General features: G+C 72.6%; 10 protein-coding genes. 8 read left to right on the top strand and 2 right to left on the bottom strand.

Annotated features, from left to right (window positions below; all coding sequences use genetic code 11):
• Positions 1 to 15: 15 nt before the first annotated feature.
• Complete coding sequence (locus GA0070623_RS30955; RefSeq protein WP_231932747.1) at positions 16 to 456, bottom strand: hypothetical protein; 441 nt, start codon at positions 454 to 456, stop codon at positions 16 to 18.
• A gap of 495 nt (positions 457 to 951) precedes the next feature.
• Between GA0070623_RS30955 and GA0070623_RS11060 the strand changes: the two genes are divergently transcribed.
• The 6 genes from GA0070623_RS11060 (at position 952) to ispG (ending at position 6941) form a co-directional block, all read left to right on the top strand.
• Positions 952 to 1758: a helix-turn-helix domain-containing protein gene (locus GA0070623_RS11060; RefSeq protein WP_157746965.1), complete on the top strand. Its 807-nt coding sequence runs from the start codon at positions 952 to 954 to the stop codon at positions 1756 to 1758.
• Entirely contained in the window at positions 1749 to 1955 is a 207-nt protein-coding gene (locus tag GA0070623_RS11055; protein ID WP_067304895.1) for a DUF397 domain-containing protein, read from the top strand. Before GA0070623_RS11060 ends, GA0070623_RS11055 begins: the two co-directional genes overlap by 10 nt.
• Before the next feature lie 547 nt (positions 1956 to 2502).
• Positions 2503 to 3264 carry a Uma2 family endonuclease gene (locus tag GA0070623_RS11050; RefSeq protein ID WP_067304897.1) on the top strand — a complete coding sequence of 254 codons (762 nt, stop codon included), beginning with the start codon at positions 2503 to 2505 and terminating at the stop codon, positions 3262 to 3264.
• Positions 3265 to 3307: 43 nt separating this feature from the next.
• On the top strand, positions 3308 to 4519 hold the full coding sequence (gene dxr / locus GA0070623_RS11045) for a 1-deoxy-D-xylulose-5-phosphate reductoisomerase (protein ID WP_067304900.1): 1212 nt from the start codon (positions 3308 to 3310) through the stop codon (positions 4517 to 4519).
• Positions 4519 to 5760 (top strand): M50 family metallopeptidase, encoded by a 1242-nt coding sequence (locus GA0070623_RS11040; RefSeq protein ID WP_067304903.1) that lies wholly within the window; start codon positions 4519 to 4521, stop codon positions 5758 to 5760. The genes dxr and GA0070623_RS11040 overlap by 1 nt, the downstream gene beginning before the upstream one ends.
• An 8-nt stretch (positions 5761 to 5768) precedes the next feature.
• A complete protein-coding gene (gene ispG, locus GA0070623_RS11035; protein ID WP_067304906.1) occupies positions 5769 to 6941 on the top strand; it encodes a flavodoxin-dependent (E)-4-hydroxy-3-methylbut-2-enyl-diphosphate synthase in 1173 nt (390 codons plus the stop codon).
• Between the two features lie 90 nt (positions 6942 to 7031).
• On the opposite strand, the gene GA0070623_RS11030 is transcribed toward ispG, so the two are convergent.
• Positions 7032 to 7631 (bottom strand): PadR family transcriptional regulator, encoded by a 600-nt coding sequence (locus GA0070623_RS11030; protein ID WP_067304910.1) that lies wholly within the window; start codon positions 7629 to 7631, stop codon positions 7032 to 7034.
• Between the two features lie 128 nt (positions 7632 to 7759).
• On the opposite strand from GA0070623_RS11030, the gene GA0070623_RS11025 reads away from it, so the two are divergent.
• Positions 7760 to 8599 carry a GNAT family N-acetyltransferase gene (locus tag GA0070623_RS11025; RefSeq protein ID WP_067304913.1) on the top strand — a complete coding sequence of 280 codons (840 nt, stop codon included), beginning with the start codon at positions 7760 to 7762 and terminating at the stop codon, positions 8597 to 8599.
• Between the two features lie 129 nt (positions 8600 to 8728).
• Complete coding sequence (locus GA0070623_RS11020) at positions 8729 to 12340, top strand: ATP-binding cassette domain-containing protein (protein WP_067304916.1); 3612 nt, start codon at positions 8729 to 8731, stop codon at positions 12338 to 12340.
• Positions 12341 to 12352 lie beyond the last annotated feature (12 nt).

Below are 12352 nucleotides of genomic sequence, written 5' to 3'. Positions count from 1 at the left end.
GCCCCGTTGTGTCGATCAACCCGCGTCGGCGGGTGCGGGCGACGACCCGGACGGCGGGCCGGGTGGTGGGCTGGGCGACAGGCCGGGGGGTGGCCTGGAGGGCGGGCCGGGTGGCGGGCCGGGTGGCGGCCAGCCGTGGCGGGTCCAGGCGAGGAACCGGGTGAAGTAGGCGGCCGGGTCGACCGTCCCCGAGCCGACCCGCAGCGCATCGGTGATCGCATCGTGCATCAGCAGGCAGAGGTAGATGGCCAACATCGGCCGGTCGTGGGCGTACTCCCGCCGGAGGCCCAGCTTGGCCGGCTGGCACGGCCACGGCGCGGCGCAGGCCCGGCACCGCCAGGCGGGCCGCGCGGCGACGTGCCGGCCCGGCCCGTCCAACCGGCCGCCCGCCGCCCGCCCGCGCCCTGCGTCACCCTCCTGCGAGGCCGGCCGCCCGCGCCGCGTGCCGAGGGTCACCGGCGGCGGCCACCCCTGCCGTGCGTCACCGTCCGCTGAGGTCGCCGGTGCCGGCCGCCCGCGCCGGGTGCCGCCCGTCGGCGGGGTCACCGGCGGCGACCGGTCGCCCGGCAGGCCCGGCCCCCGGTGGCCGGGTCCGCAGCACCCACCCGGTACACGACGGTGGGGCCGTTCCACGGATGGTGGCGGTGCGCCGGCAGCGGAGACGGTGGGGGTTCCCCCGGCGGTACGGCGGCCAGCCGGTCCGGGCACGGCCAGCGCAATCCGCAGGTGCAGTGCCGCCCCCACCTCGACCAGTCCCGCCGATGCCGTGGCGCTGTCGGTACCGGTCTGTCGCGCTTGCTCATCCACCACTCCCTCCGTATGCCTGTTCACACTCTGCGGTGACGCGACTACTGTCGGAAGGCGGCGCGTGACCTCAGCGTCGGGTGTGCCGACCGGCGTCGGTGCGGTGGCCGACGGTGGGGGCGGATGGCAGACGTGGGGGGAGGTGTGATGACCGGCGGACCGATGTCGACCCTGGAATTCCTCGGGGCGGAGTTGCGCCGGGCGCGCAAAGATCGCGGGCTGAGCCAGGAGGAGCTGGCCCAACAGATCAGCTACTCGTCGTCGCTGGTGGGCATGGTGGAGATCGGCCATCGTACGCCGTCGCAGGACTTCATCACCCGCGCGGACGCCACCCTGGAGGCCGGCGGCCTCTTCGAGCGGCTGCTGACCCTGGTACGCGCCGACTCCGCGCCCCCGTGGTTTCGGGAGTGGATCAGCGTGGAGCGGGAGGCCACATTGATCCGCTGGTTCGAGCCGTCCCTCATCCCGGGTCTGTTGCAGACCGAGGCGTATGGCCGGGCCGTGCTGCATGGCGGCGGGATGCTGCGCGAGGGGGAGATTGAACAGCGGCTGGCGGCGCGTCTGGAACGGCAGTCCGTGCTGGATCGGGACTATCCACCGGAGTTCGTGGCGGTGATCGACGAGGCGGTCCTGCACCGGGCGGTCGGTGAGCCGGCGGTGATGATCGGACAGTTCGAGCACCTACTCTGCGCTACCGAGCGGCCCTACGTCAGTCTGCACGTCGTGCCGGCCGAGGCCGGTATGCACGCCGGTCTGGCGGGTCCGTTCATCCTGGCCCGCACACCCGAGGGCGGCGAGGTGGCGCACCTGGACACTCCGCTGCGAGCGCAGGTCACCGACCGTCCGGACGACGTTGATAGCCTTCAACGCAGGTGGGAGAATCTGCGAGGCGAGGCACTGCCCAGGCGGGCCTCCCGGGAGCTGATACGGGAGTTGGCGAAGTCATGGAGCTGACCGGCGCGATCTGGCGCAAGTCCACCCGTAGCGACAACGGCGGTGCCACCTGTGTGGAGGTGGCGACGAACCTGTCGCAGGTGGTCGGGGTGCGGGACAGCAAGGACCGGCGTGGCCCCGCGTTGACCTTCGCGCCCGCCGCCTGGTCCAGCTTCGTAGCCTCAACCAGGGCGGGCTCGTTCGCCGATCGCCCGTAGCGGCTCCACTCACCATCGCCCCGCGTCTGCGTTCCTGCGCCACGCGCCAAGGTCGTGCTACTTCCGGGATGTCAACACCGTTGCGTTAGGCGGAACGGCTGTTCGTCAACCAGCACTGCCTCGCCGATCATGGAGTTGCGGTGGGTAACAAAACGCCCGTAAAATCCCCAAAATCGGCACCACAACTCCATGATCGCCAAGCGGGCACACCCGCTTCCCGATCGGGCACTTCCTGCCCCGGGTTGACCAGCCGCCCACGGCGTTAACGCAACGGTGTTGTCCGGGATGTAGTGGCATCCCTCCTGGTTCGAGACCACTACAACCCGGATCGAGCGCGATCTTGGCGTCGGGCGGCGCGGGCGTGGGGGCCGCGGGGGAGGGGCCATCCTGTATCGGCTCCGATGTGTTGATCACGTGCGTGGTGGTGGTCGACGGGCGGGGAGGCCGTGGGCTGACCGAGGCGCACCGGTGGTGCGACGGGCGGCCACGGGGGCTGCGGCGATTAGGGTGGGACCAGCAGGATGTTCCGCTGAGGGGGTGAGCCCGGATGGCCCAGGCCGCATTCGCGCCCGAGCCGGCACCACAGTCACCTGACCCGACGTCCCACTGGCCCGAGTCCAGTGGCCAGCCGCAAGGGTCGGCCGGCCGGCCGACGGGGCCGTCGTTCGACGCGCTGCGCTGGCACGACGAGCCGTGGACCGCCCAGCTCGCCCTCGACCTGTTGCCGGAGACCAACGGTCCCAAGGTTGAAGTCCTGAGCGGAAGCGTGATCGTGACCCCACATGCCGGAATCGACCATCAGTCGGTCGAGCGGGAACTGCCCTACCTGTTGCACCGCGCGGCACGCCGAGCCGGCTACTGGGTGTACCCCGAGATCAATCTGATCTCCGGCAAGGACCTCTACATTCCGGACATCGCGGTGCTCCGTTCCTCCGGTGGTGGGCGGACGGCGATCGACATCCGGCAGGCGGTGCTGCTGGGGGAGATCGTGTCACCCGGCAACCGGCGCAAGGACGTGATCGACCGGCCCCGGGAGTACGCCGCCGCCGGGGTTCCCTTCTTCCTCCGGGTCGACCTGCGCAACCGCGTGCCCACCCTGGCGCTCTACGAGCTGGCCGACGGGGAGTACCGACCGACGGCCGCTGCGGCAGCGGGGACGACGTTCGTGATGACACAGCCGTTCGCGTTCTCCGTCGACCCGGCCGAGTTGCTGGACGAGGCGGCACCCCTCGGCGAGGAGGCACCGGCCGAACAGGGGGAACCGGGCGAGGGGGAGCGGACGGCCGGGGAGGTCGACGTCGAGCGGTGAGGCTCCCAGCGGGAGTACAGCGCGGCCGGGGCAGAATGACCGCGTGACAACTCCCCGGGATCTCGTACTGCTCGGCTCCACCGGTTCGATCGGCACCCAGGCGATCGACATCGTCAGGCGCAACCCGGACCGGTTCCGGGTGGTGGCGCTCGGTGCGGGCGGCGGCAACGTCGACCTGCTCGCCACCCAGGCGCTCGAACTGGGGGTGGACGCGGTCGGGGTGGCCAAGGCGTCCGCCGCGCAGGATCTGCAACTCGCCTTCTATGCCGAGGCGAGCCGGCGCGGCTGGGCCACCGGGGACTTCAAGCTGCCGAAGATCATCGCCGGCCCGGACGCGATGACCGAGTTGGCGCAGTGGCCCTGCGACGTGGTCCTCAACGGGGTGGTCGGGTCGCTCGGGCTCGCGCCGACGCTGGCCGCGCTGCGCTGTGGTCGTACCCTCGCGTTGGCCAACAAGGAGTCGTTGGTGGCCGGCGGCCCGCTGGTGAAGGCCGCGGTGACGCGGCCGGGGCAGATCGTGCCGGTGGACTCGGAGCATTCGGCGCTGGCCCAGTGCCTGCGCGGCGGCACCCGGGGCGAGGTGCGCCGGCTGGTGGTCACGGCCAGCGGCGGGCCGTTCCGGGGGCGGCGGCGCGACGAGCTGACCGCTGTCACCCCGGAGCAGGCGCTGGCCCACCCGACGTGGAACATGGGGCCGGTCGTCACGATCAACTCGGCCACGATGGTCAACAAGGCGCTGGAGGTGATCGAGGCGCACGAGCTGTTCGACGTGCCCTACGCCGACATCGCCGTGATGGTGCACCCACAGTCGGTGATCCACTCGATGGTCGAGTTCGTCGACGGATCCACCCTCGCCCAGGCGAGCCCGCCGGACATGCGGCTGCCCATCGCGCTCGGCATCGGCTGGCCCGACCGGGTGCCCGACGCCGCCGCCGCCGTCGACTGGACCACCGCCCACACCTGGGAGTTCACCCCGCTGGACGACGAGGCGTTCCCGGCGGTGGCGCTGGCCAAGGCGGCCGGTACGGCGGGCCACTGCCGCCCGGCGGTCTACAACGCGGCGAACGAGGAGTGCGTGGCGGCGTTCGTCGCCGGCCGGCTGCCGTTCCTCGGCATCGTCGACACCCTGGAGCGGGTCCTGGAGGACACCCCCGATTTCGACGAACCAGGTACCGTCGTGGACGTGCTCGCCGCCGAATCATGGGCGCGCGCGCACGCGCAGGAGATCATCTCGGGGTCGGGGAAGGAAGCCTGATGCTCTATCTGCTCGGGGTGGTGGTGATCGCCCTGGCGATCCTCATCTCGGTGAGCCTGCACGAGGCGGGTCACATGCTGACCGCCAAGGCGTTCGGCATGAAGGTCACCCGCTACTTCGTCGGCTTCGGACCGACCATCTGGTCGTTCCGCCGGGGTGAGACGGAGTACGGCCTCAAGGCCATCCCGCTCGGCGGCTTCTGCAAGATCGTCGGGATGACGCCGCAGGACGACGACGTCGAGCCGGGTGACGAGAAGCGGGCGATGTGGCGCTACCCGGTCTGGAAGCGGACGATCGTGATGTCCGCCGGCTCGGTCACCCACTTCGCGCTGGCCGTCGTCGCGATCTGGCTGGCCGCCATGTTCATGGGCCTGCCCAACAAGGATCTGCCCAACCCGCTGCCGGCGCACGTCAAGGTCGTCGACTGCGTGATCCCCACCGACGCGGTCCGCGAGTGCGCTGCGGGCGACCCGGTCAGCCCCGCCAAGCAGGCCGGGCTGCGCGACGACGACAAGATCGTCGCCGTGAACGGCGTTCCGGTCGCCGACTACACCGCGCTGGTCAAGACCGTCCGCGACCTGCCCCCGGGCCAGCCGGCGACGATCACCTACGAGCGCGACGGCGTGTCCGGTGAGGTCCGCGCCGACCTCGCCGCCGTGCAGCGCAGGCCGCTGGACGACCCGAACGGCGCCCCGGTCACCGTCTCCGCCCTCGGTGTCGCCGGCCCGATGCTCCCGCCCGGTGTGCCGGCGAACGTCACCTACGGCCCGGTCGAGGCGATCCCGGCCACCGCCGGCTACACCAAGGACCTGGCCGTCGGCACCTACGAGGCGATCAAGCGCATCCCGGACAAGGTGCCCGCCCTGTGGACCGCCATCACCGGCGGCGAACGGGACAAGGACACCCCGATCAGCGTGGTCGGCGCGAGCCGGCTCGGTGGCGAGGCGCTGGAGAACGGCGTCTGGCAGCTCCTCGTCCTGCTGTTCATCTCGCTCAACTTCTTCGTCGGCGTCTTCAACCTGCTGCCGCTGCTACCCCTCGACGGTGGTCACATCGCCATCGCCTGGTTCGAGCGGGCGCGCTCCTGGCTCTACGCCCGGATCGGCCGGCGCGACCCGGGCCGGGTCGACTACCTCAAGCTGATGCCCATCACGTACGCGGTGATCCTCATCGGTGGCGCGTTCACGCTGCTCACCGCCACCGCAGACATCGTCAACCCGATCACGCTCTTCACGAGGTGAGTGCCCAAGTGACCGCTGTCAGTCTCGGTATGCCCGCCGTCCCGCCCCCGCCGCTGGCCCCCCGCCGGATCAGCCGTCAGATCATGGTCGGCTCGGTGCCGGTCGGTGGAGGTGCGCCCGTCTCGGTGCAGTCGATGACAACCACCCTCACCTCCGACGTCAACGCCACCCTCCAGCAGATCGCCGAGCTGACCGCCTCCGGCTGCCAGATCGTCCGGGTCGCCGTGCCCAGCCAGGACGACGTGGAGGCGCTGCCGGCCATCGCCCGCAAGTCGCAGATCCCGGTGATCGCCGACATCCACTTCCAGCCGAAGTACGTCTTCGCCGCGATCGACGCCGGCTGCGCGGCGGTCCGGGTCAACCCGGGCAACATCCGTCAGTTCGACGACAAGGTCAAGGAGATCGCCGCAGCGGCCTCCGCCGCCGGTACGCCGATCCGGATCGGCGTCAACGCCGGCTCGCTCGACAAGCGGCTGCTCGCCAAGTACGGCAAGGCCACCGCCGAGGCGCTGGTCGAGTCGGCGCTGTGGGAGTGCTCGCTGTTCGAGGAGCACGGCTTCCGGGACATCAAGATCTCGGTCAAGCACAACGACCCGGTGGTCATGATCCGGGCGTACCGGCAGCTCGCCGAGCAGTGTGACTACCCGCTGCACCTGGGCGTGACCGAGGCCGGGCCGGCGTTCCAGGGCACCATCAAGTCGGCGGTCGCCTTCGGGGCGCTGCTCGCCGAGGGGATCGGCGACACGATCCGGGTGTCGCTGTCGGCCCCGCCGGTCGAGGAGATCAAGGTCGGCAACCAGATCCTGGAGTCGCTGGGCCTGCGCGAACGCGGTCTGGAGATCGTCTCCTGCCCGTCCTGCGGCCGGGCGCAGGTCGACGTCTACAAGCTCGCCGAGGAGGTCACCGCCGGCCTGGAAGGGCTGCCGGTGCCGCTGCGGGTCGCCGTGATGGGCTGCGTGGTGAACGGGCCGGGCGAGGCCCGTGAGGCCGACCTCGGGGTCGCCTCCGGCAACGGCAAGGGGCAGATCTTCGTCAAGGGGCAGGTGGTCAAGACCGTCCCCGAGGGGCAGATCGTCGAGACGCTCATCGAGGAGGCGCTGCGGATCGCCGACGAGATGGGCGCGGAGATCCCCGAGGAGCTGCGCGAGCTGGTCCCCGGCCCCACCGTCACCGTGCACTGAGCCACCGTCGGAAAGGGCGGCCCTCCCGGTGGGAGAGCCGCCCTTCTGCGTGCCTGCGGTGGTGGGGGCCCGCCGGGGTGGTCCCGGCGGTCACTCGGATTCGGCGAGGATCGCGTACAGCTTGCGGCGGGTCTCGTCGAGCACCTGGGCGGCGCGTTCCCGCTGGTCGTCCGTACCGGTCATCATCACCTGCCGCAGCGCGTGCATGGCCTGCGCGCCGGCGTCCCGGATGTCGTGCCAGCTGTTGACCGTGTTCTCGGCGAACTCCGCCCAGGGCGGGGTCTGCGCGGCCGTGGCGGCCTCCTCCTGACCGGCGTCGGTCAGGCCGAACCGCTTGCGCCCGCCGCCGGCCGGATCGGTGCTGGCCGCGATGACGCCCTCGTCCTCCAGCAGTTGCAGGGTCGGGTAGATCGAACCCGGGCTGGGCCGCCAGGCCCCGCCGGTGCGGGAGTCGATCTCCTGGATCATCTCGTAGCCGTGCATCGGCCGCTCGGTGAGCAGGGCCAGCACGGCGGCCCGGACGTTCGGCCGGCGACCCCGGCCCCGCCCGCGACCGCCCCGCCCGCCGCCCCAGCCCCCGGGGCCGCCGCCCCAACCCGCGGGACCGTGCGGGCCGGGCGGAACGGGCGGGAAGCCGAAGCCGCGTTGCCGTGCCTCGTGCAGTGCGTGGATTCGACGGTGAAATCCCATCGTGGTGTCCTCCCTCGTGTTGTCGCTGATGCATCAACGATATATCGGCAATGTGTTGTCGACAAGTCCCTCACTGGCTGTGCCGGTCGCCCGGCGGAGCACCGCCCCCATCTGGCAGGCTGGTAACCGTGCTGACGGTGCCGGTACGCCAACTGGGAGAGTCGGAGCGTCGCGCGGTGGAGCGGCTGCTCGACCTCGACCCGTTCGCCGGAGCGCAGGTCGCCGAGCGGATCTCCGCCCGGGGTCTGGCCTGGTGGCGGGCCGAAGGGCGGATCCTCGGCTACGGCACCCGCCGCAACCTGGAGTCGATCTGCTGGCTCGGCGGCAACCTCACCCCGATCCTCGCCACCGACTCCGCCGTCGCCGCGTTCGCCGAGCAGCTCTCCGGTGAGGAACGACTCTGCTCCTCCATCGTCGGGCGGGCCGACGCGGTGCTCGGCCTCTGGGAACGGCTCGCCGACCACTGGGGGCCGGCCCGCGACGTACGCCCCAACCAGCCGCTACTGGCCACCGACGCGCTGCCCGCCATCCCGGCCGACCCGGAGGTACGCCGGGTCCGGCCCAGCGAGGTGCACCGGCTCTTCCCGGCCGCCGTCGCCATGTACGCCGAGGAGGTGGGCGTCTCCCCGCTGGCCGACGACGGCGGCCGGGCCTACCGCCGCCGGGTCGAGGACCTGGTCCGCGCCGGCCGGGCGTACGCCCGCCTGGTCGACGGGGAGGTCGTGTTCAAAGCCGAACTGGCCGTGGTGACCCGCCGGACCGCCCAGATCCAGGGCGTCTGGGTGGCGCCGCAGTGGCGCGGACGCGGCATCGCCACCGCCGCGATGGCCGCCGTGGTACGCGACGCGCTGCTCCGGGTCGCCCCCACCGTCAGCCTCTATGTCAACGACTTCAACCGCCCCGCCCGCCGGGTCTACGAACGCTGCGGCTTCCACCCCGTAGGCACCCTCGCCACCATCCTCTTCTGACCGGCCCCGCCCCGGCGAGCGGGCGGGTTGGCCGGCGAGCGGGTGGGGGCGGTGGGGTAAATCCGTTGAGGGGAGGCTCGGGGCGGGTCAGGCTGGGGGTACCGCCACCCCAGTCCGGAGGGAATCTCCATGCGCCTGCTCCGTGATCTCTGGGCCTCCGCGCCGCGTCGGGTGTCGGTGGTGATCGTCCTCGTCGTGCTGGGTGCCGCCGGTCAGGCCGCCGCTTCGGCGGTCGCCGGTCCGGTGCTGGTGCACCGGTCGGCGGGCTGGTTCGTGGCGCTGGTGGTGGCGCTGGTCGTCGCCGTCTTCAGCGAGTTGGTGATCGCGCTGCTGATGGCCGGTATCACCGCGGACTGGTCGGCCGACGTGCGCCGCAGGCTCTGCCGGGTCGCGCTCGGCCAGGATCTGCCGACGCTGGAGGGCACCCCGGTCGGCGAGCTGCTGGACCGGATCGACAACGATGTCTACCAGGTCGCCGCCGAGCTGCGGAACACCGGCGTACGGCTGATCCAGGGCCTGGTGCTCTGTCTGCTCGCCGCGGTCAGCGCGTTGTTCGTCTGGTGGCCGGCCGGCGTCGCCATGCTGCTGCTCACCGCGCTGCTCGGGGTGCTGCTGCGCCGACCCACCGCGGCCATCACGCCAGCCCGGATGGCCGAGGAGGAGGCCTGGTCAGATCTGGCCGCCGTGATGGAGGAGGCGGTGCACGGCCAGGACGACGTACGCACCAGCCTCGCGCAGCCGTACGTGCTGCGGCTGTTCGCCCGGCGGGCCGCCGAGGTGCTGTCCCGCTGTCGCCGGGTGTTCCTGATGTCGGCGCGGGTCACCGCGTTCGCCGCCGGCGTCATCCGGATCGGGATCGCCGGGGTGGTGCTGGCCGGGGCCTGGGCGTTGACCACCGGGCGGGTCGACGGGGCGCGGTTGACGGCGATCTGGCTGCTCGCGTTGAGCTTCGGCGCCACCGTCGAACATCTCGCCCGCTGGGTGCCGCACCTCCAGTACGCGCTCGGGGCCTGGGCGCGGGTGCTGTTGCTCTCCGACTCCCGGCAGGAACCCTCCGGCGGGGTCACCCCCACCGACGGCGACCTGACGCTGCGCGGGCTGACCTTCCGCTACCCGGCCGCCCAGGGCGAGCGGGGGCCGGCGCTGCGTGACGTCCGGCTCAGCTTCGTCCGGGGCCGGTCGTACGCGCTGGTCGGCCGGACCGGTTCGGGCAAGTCCACCCTGGCCAAGGTGCTCACCCGGGCGGTCGAGGTGCCGCGCGGCACCGTCCTGCTCGGCGACACCGACCTGTGCGACCTGGATGTCGAGGAGCTGCGCCGGTGGATCGCCGTGGTGCCGCAGCGCACCGAGATCCTGGCCGGCACCCTCGCCGAGAACGTCGCCCTGTTCGACCCGGACCTGCTCGACGCGGCTCCCCGGGCGCTGGCCGAGCTGGGCCTCACCGGGTGGGTCGCGGAGCTGCCGGACGGCATCCGGACCCGGCTCGGCGAGGGCGGGTACGTGCTCTCCGCCGGTCAGGAGCAGCTGGTGGCGTTCGCCCGCATCCTGGTCCGTGATCCGCACGTGGTGATCCTCGACGAGGCCACCGCGCGGCTCGACCCGGTCACCGAGATCCGGGTACGCGAGGCGACCGAACGCCTGCTGACCGACCGGATCGGCATCATCATCGCGCACCGGCTCTCCTCGGTGCAGCGCTGCGACGAGGTGGTGGTGATGGCCGACGGGGCGGTCCTGGAGGCGGGGCCGCTGCGCTCCTCGGCCCGCTTCGCGGAGCTGCTCGCCACCAGCCGCGCCGCCGCGTACACCCCGGCCGGTACCGCCCGGGGCGGGGTGGGCCTGCTCGACGGCCCGGCTCCGACCTGCCCGGACGGCGACGGCGAGGAGTGGAAGGCCGGGGGAGCCGTCCGGGGATCCCAAGGACCGGCCACCGGGGAAGCTGTCGGGGAGGCGGTGCGGGGATCCGCCGGCCAGGCCACCGGGGAAGCGGGGGCGACCGGCGGAGGAGCGGGGGCGGCCGGCGGGAGGGCGGTGGTCGTACCCAAGAGGGATCCGCCGCCGCTGCCACCCGCCGCCCCCGCGCGGACCATGGGGGAGATCCTGCGGTTGGCGGTCAACGACCCGCGTTTCGGCCTGCTGTCGGTCGCGATGTTCGTGGTGATGAGCGTGCTGGGCCTGGACGGCACGGTGCTGCCCTGGCTCTGGGCGGACGTGGTCGACGGCGGCAGCCCGTGGCTGCCGGCGATCGGCATCGTGGGCGCGCTGCTGGTCGTGCTGCCGCTGCCCTACTGGACCAACCTGCGTTTCCCCCAGTGGTGGGTGCGGCAGATGCTGCGGATGAGCCTGCGGCTGGTGCACGGGCAGACCGGCGCCCGCCGGACCAGTACGCACACCCCGGCCGAGGTGGTGGCCCAGAGCGGCGACACCGAGCGGGTGGTGCAGCTCGCCGACAACCTGATGGACCAGTTCATCGCCGTCATCATCATGGTGGTCATGACGGCGGTGACGGGCAGCCCCGTGCCGGGGTTGTTCTTCCTCGGCACGATGGCCGTCTCCGGGCTCGCCGCCACCCTGTTCGGGCCCCGGCTGGAGCGCTCCGCCCGGGACACCGTCGCCGCCCGCGCGGCCTTCGCCACCGCGCTGGTCTCCTCGCTGTCGGCGGCCCGGACGGTCAAGCTGGCCGGTGCGACCCGGCCGGTGCTCGACCATCTCTCAGCCCTGGACCTGGTGCGCAGCGACCGGCAGCGGCGGGAGATCGCCGCGCAGGTGTGGGCCCGCTCCACCCCGTCGGTGGTGAGCGGGCTGCTGCCGATCGGGGCGTGGGCGCTCTACCTGGCCGGTGGGCTGTCCGCCGGTGCCACCCTGGTCGCCGTCTCCACCCTCGGCGCGGCCCGCTGGTTCGCCTGGACCACCGCGGCACTGGTCTCGCAGTACCCGTCGGCCCGGGTCTGGACCCGGCGGACGGTGGCGATGACCGGGGTCGGGGCGTACTCGGCGAAGGTGCCCGGAGTGGACCTGGTCGCCGGTACCGCCCCCGCGCCGGAGCCGCCGCCGCGTCGGCCGCTGCGCCGGCTGGAACTGGCCGGCTTCGGGGCGCTGCACTCCGACGGCACCCTGGCCGTCCGGGAGGTCGACCTGACCGTGGACCGGGGGCAGCTCGTGCTGGTGGTCGGTCCGGTCGGCGCGGGCAAGTCGTCGCTGCTGCGGGCGCTGGCCGGGATCGTGCACCACGTCGGCGAGCTGCGCTGGAACGGCCAGCCGGTGACCGAGCCGGAGCTGTTCCTGCGCCCCGGTCAGGTCGGCTACGTCGGCCAGCTCCCCCGGGTGCTCTCCGGCACGGTGGCCGACAACATCGCCCTCGGGCACGACGTGGACGCCGCCGGTGCGGTGACCACCGCCCAGCTCACCCCCGATCTGGCGGCCGGGGGAGGGTTGGGGCTGCTCATCGGGCACAAGGGCACCCGGCTCTCCGGCGGGCAGTTGCAGCGGCTCGCGTTGGCGCGGGCGCTGGCGCCGCGTACCGAACTGCTGGTCGCCGACGACGTGTCGTCCGCGCTGGACGTCACCACCGAGCTGGCGCTCTGGGCGGCGCTGCGCGAGCACGGGGTGACAGTGGTCGGCTCCACCGCGAAACGGGCCGCGCTGGTCCGCGCCGACCACGTGGTGGTCCTGGTCGACGGCACGGTCGCCGCGCAGGGGCCGTGGCGGGACCTGGAGAACGACTGGGGTCACCTGGCCGGCTGACCCCGCCTCGCG

Origin of the sequence: Micromonospora rifamycinica, assembly GCF_900090265.1 — a bacterium.
In the GTDB taxonomy this organism is placed as follows: domain Bacteria; phylum Actinomycetota; class Actinomycetes; order Mycobacteriales; family Micromonosporaceae; genus Micromonospora; species Micromonospora rifamycinica.
Note: the sequence above shows the minus strand (reverse complement) of the source record. Positions and strands in the feature narration are given on the sequence as shown.